Source organism: Promicromonospora thailandica (genome assembly GCF_024171955.1).
Lineage (GTDB): Bacteria > Actinomycetota > Actinomycetes > Actinomycetales > Cellulomonadaceae > Promicromonospora > Promicromonospora thailandica.
In genome coordinates, this window is the sequence record NZ_JAMTCS010000016.1 from 12,951 (window position 1) to 28,310 (window position 15,360).

Here is a 15,360-nt window from a genome sequence, read left to right on the forward strand (position 1 = left end):
TGGTGACCACGACAGCGGGCGCGCGGGTGGACGCGGAGCTGGTGCGTCGCGGCCTGGCCCGGTCGCGCCGGCATGCCGCCGAGCTCGTCGCGTCGGGCCGGGTCATGGTCGCGGGCCGGGTGGTGACCAAGCCCTCGGCCGGTGTGGCCGACGGCGCCGACGTGTCGGTCTCGCCCGGACCGGACCCGGAGCACGAGTTCGCGTCCCGCGCCGCCCTGAAGCTGGCCGGCGCGCTCGACGCGCTGGCCCGGGTGCCGGGCGGGCCGCGGGTGGAGGGCTCGTTCTGCGCCGACCTCGGCGCGTCCACCGGCGGGTTCACCGACGTGCTGCTGCGCCGCGGCGCCGACCACGTCGTCGCGATCGACGTGGGGCACGACCAGCTCGTGCCCGCGCTGCGCGCGGACGACCGGGTGACGGTGGTCGAGGGCTTCAACGTGCGCGACCTGACGCCCGCCGACCTCGTCCGGCCCCCGGACCTCGTGGTCGCCGACCTCTCGTTCATCTCCCTGACGGTGGTGCTGCCGGCGGTCGCGACCGTCGTGCGCCCTGGCGCGCAGGCGCTGCTCATGGTCAAGCCGCAGTTCGAGGTGGGGCGCGAGCGGCTCGGCAGCGGCGGCGTGGTGCGTGACCCGGCGCTCCAGGCCGCGGCGGTGCGCACCGTGGCCGAGGCCGCGGGGCGTGCGGGTCTGCGGACGCGCGCGGTGGTGCCGAGCCCGCTGCCCGGGCCCAGCGGCAACCGCGAGTTCTTCCTCTGGCTGGTGGCGGGCGAGGCTGGGACCAGCCAGGAGGCCGGGAACGGGGAGCAGGCAGTGGCCGGCGCCGTAGCGGCGGCGGTGGCGTGGGACCCGTCCGGCGGCGAGCCCGCCGCCCGGCCCGGGCACCCGCCCGAGCCGCCGGCCGTCGTCGTCGGTGCAGGTGCAGGTGCAGGTGCAGGAGCGGGACGTGACGCCCTGGGGGCGTCCGAGCGAGAGGAGCGGGAGCCGTGACGAGGCGTGTGCTGATCGTGACCCATGGCGGCCGCCCGCAGGCGGTCGCGGCGCTGGCCGAGGCCCTGCGCGAGCTGAAGACGGCGGGGTTCGAGTACACGCTGCACGACGACGCGCTGGCCGAGGAGTTCGGCGACCACATGGCGGCCAAGCGGGTCGCCGAGGGCGTGCACAACGCCGAGGTCGTGATGGTGCTGGGCGGTGACGGCACCATCCTGCGCGCCGCGGAGCTGACGCGTGGCACGGACGTGCCGCTGCTCGGCGTGAACCTCGGGCACGTGGGCTTCCTGGCGGAGTCGGAGCGCGAGGACCTGCGCGCCGCCGTGCAGCGCCTCGCGGCCCGGGACTACGAGGTCGAGGAGCGCGCGACGGTCGACGTGACCGTGCACCTGCCCGGCACGGCCGAGCCCGTGGTGGGCTGGGCGCTGAACGAGGCCACCGTGGAGAAGGCGTCGCGCGACCGCATGCTGGAGGTGGCGATCGGCGTCGACGGCCGGCCGCTGCTGTCCTTCGGGTGCGACGGCGTGGTGATGTCGACGGCCACGGGGTCCACGGCGCACGCCTTCTCGGGCGGCGGTCCGGTGATCTGGCCCGACGTCGACGCCGTGCTCATGGTGCCGCTGTCGGCGCACGCGCTGTTCGCCCGGCCGCTCGTGATCGGTCCGCGTTCGCGGTACACGGTGGACGTGCTGCCGCAGTCGACGGTCGAGGGCGTGCTCACGTGCGACGGCCGTCGCGAGATCCGGCTGCCCCGCGGTTCTCGCGTGGTGGTGCGCCAGGGCGGTACGGTGCGGCTCGCACGGTTGTCGACCGCGCCGTTCGCCGACCGTCTCGTGTCGAAGTTCAACCTGCCCGTCTCGGGCTGGCGCGATCGTGTCGGTTCGGCGCACGCCGAGGCGCAGGATGTACGGTCTGACCCGACATCGGATTCGAACACGGGATCGAACACGGGACCGGACAACCCCGCAGAGACCTAAGCAGACCTAAGGAGTCAGGTGCTCGAGGAGATCGCTATCGAGAACCTGGGCGTCATCCGCTCGGCCCGGGTACCCCTGTCGGACGGCCTGACCGTCATCACGGGTGAGACGGGCGCGGGCAAGACGATGGTGCTCACGGGGCTCAACCTGCTCATGGGCGCCAAGGCGGACCCGCAGTCGGTGCGCCCGGGTGCGGCGTCGGCCGCCGTCGAGGGCCGCGTACGGGTCTCCGGCCGTGACGCGGTGCTGGAGCGGGTCGACGAGGCGGGCGGCGAGGTGGAGGACGACGGCACCGTCGTCATCCTGCGCACCATCGCCGACGGCCGCTCGCGCGCGCACCTGGGCGGCCGCGCCGTGCCGCAGGGCGTGCTCGCCGAGATCGCCGAGGACCTCTTCACGGTGCACGGCCAGGCGGACCAGCTCCGGCTGCGCACGGCGGCCAAGCAGCGGGACGCGCTGGACACGTTCGTGGGCCCGGCCCACCAGCGGGTGCTGGCGTCCTACCGCGCGGCGTGGACCGAGCGTGGCGGCCTGCTGGCCGAGATCGCCGACCTGGAGGCGCGCGGCGCCGAACGGGCGCGCGAGGTCGAGCTGCTCCGCATCGGCCTGGAGGAGATCGAGCGCGTGGACCCGCAGTCCGGCGAGGACGCCGAGCTGCAGGCGCTGATCGAGCGGCTGTCGAACGCCGAGGGCCTGCGCACGGCGGCCACCGAGGCGCACGAGGCCGTGGCGGGCGAGGACGCGGACGGGGCGCGGGAGAACGCGATCGCCCTCGTGGAGCGGGCGCGGCGCGCCCTGGAGTCCGCCGCGCACTCCGACGCGGCGCTCGGCGCCCTGGCCACCCGGTTCGCCGAGGTGGGCTACCTGCTGTCCGACGTGGCGACCGACGTGGCCGCCTACGTCGACGACCTGCAGGCCGACCCCGCGGGGCTGGAGACGGCCCACAACCGCATGGCGGAGCTGAACGCCCTGACCCGCTCCTACGGCGAGACCATCGACGAGGTGCTGCAGTGGGCCAGCGACGCCGGCCTGCGCCTGCTCGACCTGGACGACGGCGGCGACCGCCTCACCTCGATGCGCGCCCGCGTGGCGGAGCTGGACGGCGAGCTGGCCCGGCTGGCGGAGATCCTGACCGCCGAGCGCACGCGCGGGGCGACCGAGCTGGCCGAGGCCGTCACCCACGAGCTGCACGGCCTCGCGATGGGCGGCGCCCACCTGGTGGTCTCGGTGCAGCCGCTGGAGGAGCCCGGCCCGTTCGGCGCCGACCAGGTGACGTTCCTGCTCGTGCCGCACCCGGGCGCACCCGAGCGGCCGCTCGGCAAGGGCGCGTCCGGCGGTGAGCTCTCGCGCGTGATGCTCGCGCTGGAGGTGGCGCTGGCGACGTCGGGCGGCGCCGCCGCGGAGCGGACCGCGGACACCCCGCGCAGCACCTTCGTGTTCGACGAGGTGGACGCGGGCGTCGGCGGCCGGGCGGCCGTCGAGGTGGGTCGCCGGCTGGCGCAGCTCGGCCGGAGCACGCAGGTGGTCGTGGTGACGCACCTGGCGCAGGTCGCCGCGTTCGCGGACGCGCACCTGGTGGTCACCAAGAGCTCCGACGGCGACGGCGGCGACGCCGCAGATGACGGAATGATCACGGTTACGGGCGTGCGGGAGGTCACCGCCGACGCCCGCGTGCGGGAGCTGGCGCGCATGCTGTCCGGCCAGGACGACTCGGAGACGGCGCGTACCCATGCGCTGGAGCTCCTCGAGTCCTCGGTCGTGGGACGATAGTCCGGATGAAGCTGATCTCCCGACCCGACAAGCGCGCCGACAAGGGCGCCTCCAAGAGCGGCGACGACCCCGGCACGGCCTCGTCCGAGGCGGCCGTGCACGGACCTGCCCGGATCGGAGCCCGCACGAAGGAGCTCACGTCCCGGCTCAACGCGGGCGACGTCGCGGTGATCGACCACGTGGACATCGACCGTGTCGCCGCCGACGCGCTCGTGGCCGCGGCGCCCGTCGCCGTCCTGAACGCCGCCCCCTCGATCTCGGGCCGGTACCCCAACACGGGCCCCGGCATCCTGGTCGAGGCCGGGATCGTGCTGGTGGACGACCTCGGTCCGTCGGTCATGGCCATCGAGGAGCACGCGGACATCGAGATCCGGGGCGGCGACGTCGTCGTCGGCGGCGAGGTCGTGGCCTGCGGCACGTACCAGACGGAACGGACCGTGGCCGCGAGCATGACGGCCGCCCGCGAGGGGCTGTCGGCCGAGATCGAGCGGTTCGCCGAGAACACCATGACCTACCTGCGCCGGGAGCGGGACCTCCTGCTCGACGGCGTGGGCGTGCCCGACATCCGCACGCCCATCGAGGGCCGGCACGTGCTGATCGTGGTGCGCGGGTACCACTACCGGGAGGACCTCGCGCTGCTGCGGTCCTACATCCGGGAGAACCGGCCCGTCCTGATCGGGGTGGACGGCGGCGCCGACGCGATCCTCGACGCGGGCTGGCAGCCCGACATGATCGTGGGCGACATGGACTCCGTGTCCGACCGCGCCCTGGCCTGCGGCGCCGAGATCGTGGTGCACGCCTACCGCGACGGCAAGGCGCCGGGCCTGGAGCGCGTGCGCTCGCTCGGCGTGGACCCCGTGGTCTTCCCGGCGACGGGCACCAGCGAGGACATCACGATGCTCCTGGCGGACGACAAGGGTGCCGAGCTCATCGTCGCCGTCGGCACGCACGCCACGCTCGTCGAGTTCCTCGACAAGGGCCGCGCGGGCATGGCCTCGACGTTCCTCACCCGGCTGCGCGTCGGGGGCAAGCTCGTGGATGCCAAGGGCGTCTCGCGCCTGTACCGTACGCGGATCTCCAACATCCAGCTCACGCTGCTGTCGGGGGCAGGGGTCGCGGCGGTGCTCGCGGCGCTCGCCTCGACGTCGGCGGGCCAGACCTCCTTCGGCCTGATCGGCGCACGTTTCGACGATCTCGTGTCCTGGATCAGCCACCTCTTCGGCGGCTGAGGCGGACCGGAGCTCGCTCCTGACCGCCTGCCGCCCCGACCTCTGCCGGGCGCCGACTGCCCGGAACATGCCTAAGGACCTCTCCGTACCGTGATCGACTTCCGATACCACCTCGTCTCGCTCATCTCCGTCTTCCTGGCCCTGGCGGTCGGCATCATCCTCGGTGCCGGACCCCTGCAGGGGGCGATCGGGGAGACCCTGACCGAGCAGGTGGACGCGCTGCGCGCCGAGCGCACCGACCTGCGCACCGAGCTGGACGCCACGCAGACCGCCCTGGACGGCGACGAGCGCTTCATCGAGGCGGTGAGCACGCAGCTCGTGCCCGGTTCGCTCGAGGGCGACCGGATCGCGGTCGTGGAGCTCGGCGACGTCTCCGACGACGTGCGCGACGGCGTGCGGGCACAGCTCGACGCCGCCGGCGCCGCCGTGGTGTCCACCTCGACGCTCACCGAGGCGTGGACGGACCCGGACGAGGAGTCGTCCCGCGAGACCGTGGCCGACGGCCTGCGCGCCAACCTCGGTGACAACGCCCCCGAGGAGGAGGACGCGGGCGCCACGCTCGGCACGGCCCTGGCGCTCGCGCTCACCGGCAGCGAGGGTGGCGAGGGCGACGCCGGCGGCACGCAGCGCAGCGCCCAGGCGGTCGACCTCGAGGCACAGCTCGAGCGCTTCGGGTTCGTCGAGGCGGGCGAGGAGCAGACCGAGGCCGCGCAGGCGGTGCTGCTGCTGGTGGGCCCGGCCGGACAGCCGCAGCAGACGGCCGACGGGTCCACCGAGGAGGCCGAGCCCGCCCCGGACACCTGGACCGCCGTGACGCGCGCGGTGCAGCAGGTCTCGGGCGCCGCGGTGCTCGCCGGACCGACCGAGGACCCGGGCGACGCGGTGCAGGCCGTGCGCGACGACGAGGCCATCGCGGCCGAGGTCAGCACCGTGAGCGGCCTCAGCCGGCTCACGGGCCGCATCACCGTGCCGCTCGCGATCGCCGCGCGGCTGGACGGCGTGGTGGGCCAGTACGGGCTCGAGGACGACGCGACGGCGGTGCTCCCGCCCGCCGCTCCCTAGCACCACCGCAGTCACCGCGGCCGGCGGGCCGCGACCGTCAGACAACCGAAACCGACCGAGGGGTAGTCATGGGGGCAGGCAGGTTCATCGTGGCCGGCGTCGTCGCCGCAGCCGCGACGGTGCTCACGCGCCGCACGCTCGACGAGAAGGTGGCCGCCGGAGGTCTCGGCGGGGCCTCGACCTGGACACGCACCAACCATCGCGGCGAGCCGATCAGCCTGCTGGAGGGGCCTGCCGTCACGGCCGGGCTCGTCGCAGGCGCCGCCGTGAGCGGCGGGACCGCTCCGGGGGCGAAGGCGTTCGCCACGGCGGCCGCGGGGGCCTTCGGCCTGGTCGACGACCTCACCGAGGACACGTCCGAGCGCACCAAGGGCTTCCGCGGTCACCTCGGCGCGCTCCGGCAGGGCCGCCTGACGACCGGCGGGCTGAAGATCCTCGGCATCTCCGGGTCGGCGCTCCTGGCCTCGGCCGCGGGCACGCCCCGGACGGCGCGCACGGCCTTCGGGCACCTGGTCGACATCGGCCTGAACGGTGCGCTGATCGGCGGCACCGCCAACCTCGTCAACCTGTTCGACCTGCGCCCCGGTCGCGCCCTCAAGGCCGGCGTGGTCGCGAGCCTGCCCGCCGTCGCGGGCGGGGCGGGCGCCACGGGCGCCGTGCTCGGGGCCGCGGCCGGCGCCGCGCCCGGCGACCTGGGGGAGCGGGACATGCTCGGCGACGGCGGCGCCAACGCGCTGGGCGCCCTCGTGGGCAGCCGGGTCGCGTTCGGCGCGCCCCGCGCCGTCCGGTGGGCGGCCCTGGCCGGCATCGTCGGCCTCATGGCGGCCTCGGAGAAGGTGAGCTTCTCCAAGGTCATCGCGGGCAACGAGTGGCTCAACCGGGTCGACATGCTGGGCCGGCGGCCTGCGGACGCACCGGCCACCGCGGCCCCCGCCTCCGACGCCGGCACCGGCGTCCGCTCGACCGCCGCCTCCGACCCCCTGGCCTCCCCGGGCGCGTGAGCAGGTTCTCCACGCTGGCGAGCGCCGCGCTGCTCGTCACGGTCGTCACGCTCGCCAGCCGCATCGTCGGCTTCGGCCGCTGGCTCGCACAGGGCGCATGGCTCGGGTCCGACGGCGTCGGGACGGTCTTCAACTCCGCGAACCAGCTGCCGAACCTGCTGTTCGAGGTCGCGGCGGGCGGTGCCCTCGCGGGCGCCGTCGTGCCGCTGCTGGCCGGCCCGCTGGGCCGCGCCCTGGTGGCCTCGGGCGCGGAGGGGACGCAGGACGCCGCGGCCGCGCGGGAGCAGGCCTCCCGGAGCGCGTCGGCGCTGCTGGGCTGGACGCTCGTCGTGCTCGTACCGCTGGCGGGCCTCATGGCGCTGCTGGCCCGCCCGGTCATCGGGCTGACGGGGCTCGACGACCCCGTGCACGTGGACGTCGCGACGAGCTTCCTGCGCGTCTTCGCGGTGCAGGTTCCGCTGTACGGGCTGGCCGTGGTGCTGGGCGGCATCCTGCAGGCGCACAAGCGGTTCTTCTGGCCCACGTTCGCGCCGCTGGTCTCCAGCCTCGTGGTCATCGTGGTCTACGCGGTGTTCGGCGGCCTGGCGCACGGCGACCAGCGGGAGGTGGCCGCGCTCTCGGGGCAGGCGCTCACCTGGCTGGCGTGGGGCACCACCGTGGGCGTGCTGTTCCTGGCGCTGCCGCTGGTGGTGCCGGTGTGGCGCACGGGGCTGCGCCTGCGGCCCACGCTGCGCTTCCCGGCCGGCGAGGGGTCCCGGGCCGCGCGCCTGGCGTTCGCGGGGGTGGGCGCTCTGGTGGCGCAGCAGCTTTCGGTCTTCCTCACGCTGCGCGCGGCCAACGCCGCGGGCGGCGACGGCACGCTGTCGGTGTACCTCTACGCGCAGCAGGTGTACCTGCTGCCGTACGCGGTGCTCGCGTTCCCCATCGCGACGAGCGCCTTCCCGCACTTCGCGGAGCACGCCTCGGCCGGGCGCCTGGACGAGCTGCGCGCCCTGGTGGCCCGCACGACCCGCACGCTGCTGCTCGTGACGTCGCTGGGCGTGGCCGCGCTGGTCGCGGCCGCGCCGTTCGTGGAGCGCGTCTTCGACCTCATCGTGCTCGGCGACGCGCCGGGGATGGCGGCCGGCCTGGTCGCGCTCGCCCCCGGTCTGGTCGGGTTCGCGCTCATCCTGCACCTGTCCCGCGCCCTGTACGCCGTGGACCACGGGCGGGCCGCCGTCGTCGCGACGGCGAGCGGGTGGGGCGTCGCGGCGCTCGGGGCCGCGCTGACGCCGCTGCTGTTCGCGGGCCGGTCGCAGGGCGGTGGCTGCAACGCGCTGCTGTGCGCGCCCGACCTGCTGCGCACCGAGGTCATGGCCGTGCTGGGCGCCGTGGGCACGGCGGGCATGGTCGTGGCGGGGTTGGGGCTCCTGCTGGCCGTGCGCAGGCACCTGGGGCCCGACGCGCTGAGCGGCGTGTGGCGCGCGCTGGGCGCGCTGGTGGTCGCAACGTCCGTGGGGTCGGCCGCCGGTCTGTACCTCACGTCCCTCGGGTCCGCCGGGCGCGGCTGGTTCTCGGCCGATGCGTCCACCGGTCGCCCCGAGGTCGAGCTCGACGGTGTCGCGTTCGCCACGAATCTCGGCCTCGGCCTCGGTGTCGGGCTGCTCGCCGCGCTGGTCGCGCTGGCGGTGGCGGTGCTGCTGGACCGCGACCTGCGGGGCTCCGCCCGGGCGGCGGCCAGGAAGTTCTCCCGCAGGGGCTGACTTAGCGAGCGTTCGGGCACGGACAGGAGCACACTCGACGGGACCGAACCGACGACGCCCACCTGGTGGGCACGTGTGCCGACGGTTACACCACCGGCACGCCATACCTCGGATAGGATGGAGTTCCGTGGTCGAACACCGAAGCAGTCTCCAGTCCCGTCATCGGTCCGGCGCCTCGACGCCGACCAAGCACATCTTCGTCACCGGTGGTGTGGCGTCCTCTCTCGGCAAGGGGCTGACGGCGTCGTCACTCGGCCGCCTTCTCCGCTCGCGTGGCCTCAGCGTCACCATGCAGAAGCTGGATCCCTACCTCAACGTGGATCCCGGCACCATGAACCCGTTCCAGCACGGTGAGGTCTTCGTCACCGAGGACGGCGCGGAGACCGACCTGGACATCGGCCACTACGAGCGGTTCCTGGACGTCGAGCTGCCCGCGTCGTCCAACGTGACGACCGGCCAGGTGTACTCCCGCGTCATCGCCAAGGAGCGGCGCGGCGAGTACCTGGGCGACACCGTGCAGGTGATCCCGCACATCACCGACGAGATCAAGTTCCGCATGCGCGAGCAGGCCTCGGACGACGTCGACGTCATCATCACCGAGATCGGTGGCACCGTCGGCGACATCGAGTCGCAGCCGTTCCTGGAGTCCGCCCGCCAGGTGCGCCACGAGCTCGGCCGCGACAACGTGTTCTTCCTGCACGTCTCCCTCGTGCCGTACATCGGTCCGTCGGGTGAGCTGAAGACGAAGCCGACGCAGCACTCCGTGGCCGCGCTGCGCTCCATCGGCATCCAGCCGGACGCCATCGTGCTGCGCTCCGACCGCGTGGTGCCCGAGGGCATCAAGCGCAAGATCGCGCTCATGTGCGACGTCGACAACGAGGCGGTCATCAACTGCGCCGACGCGCCGTCGATCTACGACATCCCGCGCGTCATCCACGCCGAGGGCCTGGACGCCTACGTGGTGCGCCGCCTCGGCATGCCGTTCCACGACGTCGACTGGGACGGCTGGAGCCGCCTGCTGGAGCGCGTGCACGAGCCCGAGCACAACGTCGAGGTCGCGCTGGTCGGCAAGTACATCGATCTGCCCGACGCCTACCTGTCCGTGACCGAGGCGCTGCGCGCGGGTGGCTTCGCCAACGACGCGAAGGTGGCGATCCGCTGGGTCGCGGCCGACGACTGCCAGACGCCCGAGGGGGCCCAGGCCTCGCTGGAGGGTGTCGACGCCGTGCTGGTCCCCGGTGGCTTCGGCGTGCGCGGCATCGACGGCAAGGTCGGCGCACTGCGCTGGTCGCGCGAGAACCTCGTGCCCACGCTCGGCATCTGCCTGGGTCTGCAGTCCATGGTGATCGAGTACGCGCGCAACGTGCTGGGCTGGGCGGACGCGTCGTCCACCGAGTTCCACCCGGACAGCAGCCACCCCGTCGTCGCCACCATGGCCGAGCAGAAGTCGATCGTCGAGGGTGAGGGCGACCTGGGCGGCACGATGCGCCTGGGCGCCTACGAGGCGTCGCTGACGGCCGGCTCCGTGGTCGCCAAGGCGTACGGCAGCGAGAAGGTCACCGAGCGGCACCGCCACCGGTACGAGGTCAACAACGCCTTCCGTGGCGAGCTGGAGGAGGCGGGCCTGCTGATCTCCGGCACGTCGCCCGACTCGTCGCTCGTCGAGTTCGTGGAGCTGCCTGCCGAGACGCACCCGTACTTCGTCTCGACGCAGGCGCACCCCGAGTTCAAGTCGCGGCCGACGCGCGCGCACCCGCTGTTCGCGGGCCTGATCGCCGCGGCGCTCGAGAAGCAGTCCGCATGAGCACCGACACCGGCCCCGACGTCGGCTCGGAGCTCAGCGCGGACGAGGTCGCCGACGTCATCGACCCCCGCCCCGCGCGGCGGCTCGACGTGCCGTTCCAGGGCTTCGTGGTCGACATGGTCTCCGACGAGGTCGACCTCGGCGAGGCGGGCGGCATCGTCCGCCGCGAGTACGTGGACCACCCCGGCGCGGTGGTCGTGGTGGCGCTCACCGACGACGGCGACGTGCTGCTCCTGCGCCAGTACCGGCACCCCGTCGGCGCCTTCCTCTGGGAGGCGCCGGCCGGCCTGCTCGACCTGGACGGCGAGGACCCGCACGTGGCCGCCGCCCGGGAGCTGGCCGAGGAGGCGGACATGAACGCCGCCACCTGGGACGTGCTCCTGGACCTGCTGCCCACGCCGGGCGGCAGCAACGAGGCGGTGCGCGTCTACCTGGCCCGCGGCCTCACCCCTGTGCCCGACGACGAGCGCCACGTGCGCGAGGCCGAGGAGGCCGACATGGTCGTGGTGCCGGTGCCGCTGGAGGAGGCCGCGGCGCTCGCGCTCTCGGGCCGCCTGCACAACGCGGCGACGATCGCGGGCGTGCTGGCGGCGGCGATCGGTCGCGCGTCGGACTGGGAGACCCTGCGCCCGGTGGACTCCCCGTGGGAGTACCGCAAGAACTGAGCCCTGGTGACGCCCCGCCGCCGGGCGGGCGAGTGTCAGTGGGTCGCTGTAGCGTTTCCCGTTAGCGAGATATGTCCGGTATCTCCGAAGGGGGCGCTCCGATGACCGACACCGAGGCAGACACCCGCGCCGCGCACGAGACCGCGCCGGACGGTGCAGCCCCGCGCCGGCGGATGCCGGGCCCGCTCGCGGGCGTCATCGGGTTCGTCCTGGGCCTCGCGCTGGCCGCCGGCCTGGTGCTGGGCGTGCTGTCGGCGCTCCGCGAGGAGTTCCGGGACGCGTTCTGGCGGGTGGTCGTCGAGGGGCTGAACCCGTTCACGACCAGCCAGGTGGACCGTTCGGAGACACCCGTGCTGCTGAGCATCAGGGACCTGGCCCGGTTCGTGGCCGCCGAGGCGCAGTACGAGGTGCTCGTCGACCTGGAGCGCGACGTCCGGTACGTGCCGGGCTGGCTGGCGGGGGAGCGGATGGTGCTCGTCGTGAACGGCTCGGTCGACGCGTACGTCGACTTCACGGACCTCGACGAGGATGCGATCGAGATCTCGGACGACGGCACGACCGTCACGGTGACGCTGCCCGAGCCCGAGCTCGCCGAGCCCCGCATCGACCTCGACGCCAGCCGCGCCCTCACCGAGGACCGCGGGCTCGTGGACCGCGTGGGTGATCTCTTCGAGTCCGACACCGACGCCCGCCAGGAGGCGCTCGCCGTGGCGCAGGACCAGATCTCGGACGCCGCGGCGGGCTCCGACCTGGCCGGTCGTGCCCGCGCGAACACCACGTCGACCCTCGAGGCGATGTTGTCCGCGTCGGGGTTCGACAAGGTCGTGGTCGAGTTCGGGTAAGGACCCCGGATCGCTCACCGGGCGTGTCATAACGCCGTCACCGGGCTGCGCTATTCTCCCCGCGTGACCAGCGAACCCGACATGCTTCCCAACGTTTCGTCCCTCCCGGCCTGGCTCGTTCCGTCCGTCTACCTCAACTGGTCCGAGGACTGGCTGGGCGAGGCGGTCGCGATCGCGAGCCGGAGCCACGAGCACCGCCTGCCGGGCGGCGCCGACGGCCCGCAGCGCGGTGACGTCGTCGTCACCGTCGTGGGCTCCGAGCCGGGCATCGTCGCCGCGGTCGAGCTCATGGGCGCGAGCCAGGGCGAGGACTGGGTCAGCGACGAGGTCTTCGGCCCGGACAAGCCCGTGGTCTGGGACGACCTCTTCAACGGCGCCGCCGCCTACGCCCGCTCGTCCGGCTGGCTGCCGCAGGAGCACGCGCGCCTCGTGCTCGACGGCATCGCGCACCAGTACAAGCACGGCGCCACGGGCACGCTCGACGCCGGCAACTGCGAGACCGACGAGCTCTCGCCCAACCTGCACGTGCTGCGCCTGCTGGGGCACAAGCAGGTGGCGGGCGTCGACCTGCGCCGCGAGGAGCGCTGCGCCTCGTGCGAGCGGTTCGTCGACGTCATGCAGCTGCGTCCGCACGACGACGGCGCCCACACCGGCCAGACCGGCGAGCGCCCCCTGGCGGAGCTCATCGAGCAGACGTTCCTCGTGTGCGCGCCGTGCCACGCGCTGCTGCACCCGCACCCCGTGCTGTCGCAGCGGGCGCAGATGCGTCCGGCGTGCCCGTCGTGCGGTCAGCGTGGCGCCACGAAGCGGATCGTGTGGGGCCAGTCCGCGGACGCGGCGCGGCTCGAGCCGGACGTCGTGTACGGCGGCTTCGACACCCCGGTGCCGACGCCGGACTGGTACTGCCCGGAGTGCTACGCCAACTTCTCCTCGGGTGCCGTGGCGCAGCGTGCGCTGGGCGAGCTGCCCGAGCCGGTCCCCGCGGGCGTCGGCGCCGTCGGCACGCCCCCGAACGGCGAGGACCTCTGGACCCCGGAGGTCTGACCCACCCCCGACGACGTGGCGGACCCTCAGGTCACTCCGGTGGCCTGAGGGTCTGACACGTCCGGGGGTCTGCGGCACCATGTGGAGGACTACGGTCGTCGTAGGTCGGACGCGTCATCGAGGAGAGCCATGAGCGGGAGCGCGGTCGTCGTCGGAGCCGGGATCGCGGGACTGACCGCGGCGAACGCGCTCCTGCGGTGCGGATGGGACGTGCGGGTGCTGGAACGCTCGCCCGAACCGCGGACCACGGGTGCAGGGATCGTGCTGCTGGCCAACGCGCTGCGCGGGCTCGACGCCGCGGGCGTGGGGGACGCGGTGCGCGCCATCGGGGAGCGCGCCTACCCCGGGTCGCTGCGGGACGGCGCGGGCCGCGCCCTCGTGCACGTGTCGCCCGAGCAGATCGCGGCCCGGCTCGGCACCGTCGCCATCGCCTTCCACCGCCCGCGGCTCCAGGAGGCGTTGCTGGGCGGCCTCGGCGACACCGCGGTCACCTACGGCGCCGCGGCGGTCTCCGTCGACCCGGGTGCCGCCGACCGCCCCGCCGTCGTCACGCTCGAGGACGGTTCCACGGTCAGCGCCGACCTCGTGGTCGCGGCGGACGGCGTCCGGTCGCTCCTGCGGGCCGCGGTCGCCCCGGACGCCGCGGAGCCGGTCTACGTCGGGTCCACGACCTGGCTGGCCGTGCTCGACAACCCCGGGATCACCGAGATGTCGCAGACCTGGGGTCCGGGCGGCGAGGTGGGTCTGATCCCGCTCGGCGACGGGCGCCTGTACTGGTACGCGACGCAGGTCGGGCCGGCGGGCCGGCCCACGGGGGACCCCGTGGCGGACCTGGCGGCCGCGCGCTCGGCGTTCGCCGGCTGGCACGCACCCGTACCGCAGGTGCTGGCCGCGACCGCGCCGGAGCAGGCGCAGCAGCTCGACCTGTACGGGTTCGCCCGCCCGGTCCCGCGGATGGCTCGTGGCCGGGTGGCGCTGGCCGGTGACGCCGCGCACGCCATGCCGCCGAACGTGGGCCAGGGTGGCTGCCAGGGCATCGAGGACGCCGTGGTGCTGGCGGCGTCGGTCTCGGGTACGGGCGACGTGATCGACGGGCTCGCCGCCTACGACCGCGTGCGCGGCCCCCGGACGTCCGGCGTGCTGCGCGCGGCCTGGGCGAGCGCCCGGGTGGGCGAGCAGCTGCGCAACCCGCTGCTGGTGGGCCTGCGCAACGCGGCGCTGCGCGCGCTGCCTGCGCGGGTCATGCTCGACGGCATGTCCCGGTTCGCGAGCTGGACCCCGCCGGCGCTGCCGGTGCGGTGACTCAGGCGCGCTCGCGCGTCGTGAGCCACACCCGCGTGGTACCTGCGATGAGCGCGGCGGCCCCGACCATGTGCAGCCCCACCAGGAGCTCCGGTAGGTCGGTGAAGTACTGCACGTAGCCGATCAGGCCCTGGGCCAGGGTGATGACGAGCAGGAGCAGCGTGGCGCGGCGCACCGGGGCGGGGGCGCGGCGCGTGGTCACCAGGAAGGTGACGAGCGCGGCGAGGAACGCCCACACGGCGGCGGCGTGCCACTTCGTCAGGAGCGCCGGGTCGACGGCGAAGCGGTAGCCCACCTCGGAGTCGCCGCTGTGCGGGCCCGCGCCCGTGGTGAGCACGCCGAGCACGACGACGACGGCGGTCAGGCCCGCCAGCAACCAGGCCAGGGTGCGGGTCCGCGGGCCGACGACGCGGACGGGGGCGCCGTCGCCCTCGTCGTGCCGGTGCAGGATGTACAGCGACGCCGCCACCAGCGCGGCGGAGACGCCGAAGTGCAGGGAGACCCAGCCCGGGTGCAGGTCGAGCAGCACCACGACGCCGCCGATGACCGCCTGCGCCAGGACGGCGACGATCGGCACGAAGCCGAGCACGCGGTACGAGAGGGATCGCTGCAGGTCGGTCCACACGAGCACCGCCAGCAGCACGCCGATCAGCCCGAGCACACCGGTCAGCGTGCGGTTCCCGAACTCGATGTAGGGGTGCAGCGTCGTGGCCGCGTGGAACTGCGGCGTGAAGCTGCCGGGCTCGCACTGGGGCCATGTGGAGCAGCCCAGGCCGGAGTCGGTGAGACGCACGGCGCCGCCGGTGCCGATGATGCCGATCTGGCCGATCAGGTTCGCGACCAGGACCGCGCGGGTCCAGGAGCGGAACCGGTCGACGCGCCCGGCGAGCGCGGTGGACCAGGAGGCAGGGGCGGCGGTTGCGGTCACGGCACCAC

13 protein-coding genes are annotated in these 15,360 nt (G+C 74.3%); 12 read left to right on the plus strand and 1 reads right to left on the minus strand.

The window, feature by feature from the left end:
* Nucleotides 1-2: 2 nt before the first annotated feature.
* From APR03_RS22705 to APR03_RS22760, 12 genes are all read left to right on the plus strand, one after another.
* Nucleotides 3-986: a TlyA family RNA methyltransferase gene (locus APR03_RS22705; RefSeq protein ID WP_308216534.1), complete on the plus strand. Its 984-nt coding sequence runs from the start codon at nt 3-5 to the stop codon at nt 984-986.
* The gene (locus tag APR03_RS22710) at nt 983-1,963 is read left to right on the plus strand and encodes an NAD kinase (protein WP_253839492.1); all 981 of its coding nucleotides are present in this window, start codon (nt 983-985) and stop codon (nt 1,961-1,963) included. The genes APR03_RS22705 and APR03_RS22710 overlap by 4 nt, the downstream gene beginning before the upstream one ends.
* An 18-nt stretch (nt 1,964-1,981) precedes the next feature.
* Nucleotides 1,982-3,733 (plus strand): DNA repair protein RecN, encoded by a 1,752-nt coding sequence (gene recN / locus APR03_RS22715; protein ID WP_253839494.1) that lies wholly within the window; start codon nt 1,982-1,984, stop codon nt 3,731-3,733.
* Nucleotides 3,734-3,738: 5 nt separating this feature from the next.
* Nucleotides 3,739-4,962, plus strand: a complete 1,224-nt coding sequence (steA, locus tag APR03_RS22720) for a putative cytokinetic ring protein SteA (protein ID WP_253839495.1) — start codon at nt 3,739-3,741, stop codon at nt 4,960-4,962.
* A gap of 90 nt (nt 4,963-5,052) precedes the next feature.
* Entirely contained in the window at nt 5,053-6,024 is a 972-nt protein-coding gene (locus tag APR03_RS22725) for a copper transporter (RefSeq protein WP_253839496.1), read from the plus strand.
* Nucleotides 6,025-6,092: 68 nt separating this feature from the next.
* Nucleotides 6,093-7,025, plus strand: coding sequence for a hypothetical protein (locus APR03_RS22730; protein ID WP_253839497.1), 933 nt, complete (start codon nt 6,093-6,095; stop codon nt 7,023-7,025).
* Nucleotides 7,022-8,767: a murein biosynthesis integral membrane protein MurJ gene (murJ, locus tag APR03_RS22735; RefSeq protein ID WP_253839498.1), complete on the plus strand. Its 1,746-nt coding sequence runs from the start codon at nt 7,022-7,024 to the stop codon at nt 8,765-8,767. The genes APR03_RS22730 and murJ overlap by 4 nt, the downstream gene beginning before the upstream one ends.
* Before the next feature lie 127 nt (nt 8,768-8,894).
* On the plus strand, nt 8,895-10,571 hold the full coding sequence (gene pyrG / locus APR03_RS22740; protein WP_253839500.1) for a CTP synthase: 1,677 nt from the start codon (nt 8,895-8,897) through the stop codon (nt 10,569-10,571).
* The gene (locus APR03_RS22745; RefSeq protein ID WP_253839502.1) at nt 10,568-11,236 is read left to right on the plus strand and encodes an NUDIX domain-containing protein; all 669 of its coding nucleotides are present in this window, start codon (nt 10,568-10,570) and stop codon (nt 11,234-11,236) included. The genes pyrG and APR03_RS22745 overlap by 4 nt, the downstream gene beginning before the upstream one ends.
* 101 nt (nt 11,237-11,337) lie before the next feature.
* A complete protein-coding gene (locus tag APR03_RS22750; RefSeq protein ID WP_253839504.1) occupies nt 11,338-12,078 on the plus strand; it encodes a DUF4230 domain-containing protein in 741 nt (246 codons plus the stop codon).
* Nucleotides 12,079-12,141: 63 nt separating this feature from the next.
* Complete coding sequence (locus tag APR03_RS22755) at nt 12,142-13,122, plus strand: hypothetical protein (protein ID WP_253839506.1); 981 nt, start codon at nt 12,142-12,144, stop codon at nt 13,120-13,122.
* A 129-nt stretch (nt 13,123-13,251) separates the two neighbouring features.
* Entirely contained in the window at nt 13,252-14,424 is a 1,173-nt protein-coding gene (locus tag APR03_RS22760) for an FAD-dependent monooxygenase (protein ID WP_253839507.1), read from the plus strand.
* Nucleotide 14,425: 1 nt separating this feature from the next.
* On the opposite strand, the gene APR03_RS22765 is transcribed toward APR03_RS22760, so the two are convergent.
* A complete protein-coding gene (locus APR03_RS22765) occupies nt 14,426-15,352 on the minus strand; it encodes a COX15/CtaA family protein (protein WP_253839508.1) in 927 nt (308 codons plus the stop codon).
* Nucleotides 15,353-15,360 lie beyond the last annotated feature (8 nt).